The organism is Streptomyces sp. URMC 126, assembly GCF_051386555.1.
Classification (GTDB): domain Bacteria; phylum Actinomycetota; class Actinomycetes; order Streptomycetales; family Streptomycetaceae; genus Streptomyces.
On record NZ_JBPQTX010001344.1, the window covers coordinates 1 to 236 of the forward strand.

General features: G+C 72.9%; 1 protein-coding gene. It reads left to right on the forward strand.

What is annotated here, in order from left to right; all coding sequences use genetic code 11:
• Positions 1-236: NAD-binding protein (locus ACSNOK_RS36205; RefSeq protein ID WP_436784890.1), on the forward strand; the 236-nt coding region annotated here is incomplete at both ends.

Sequence of the window (236 nt, forward strand, 5' to 3'; positions counted from 1 at the left end):
CCTCGGGGCTCCCCAAGGAGCGGATCGTCGTCGTCGACCCCAGCCAGAAGGCGGTCGAGGCGGCCAACCTGGAGGGCTACGCGGGGGTCGTGGGCGACGCCACCCGCAGCGACGTCCTGCTGAAGGCGGAGGTGCAGCGGGCGGCCCAGGTGGTCATCTCCACCCAGCGCGACGACACCGCGGTCCTGGTGACGCTCACCGCCCGCCAGCTCAACCGCAACCTGCGCATCGTCGCG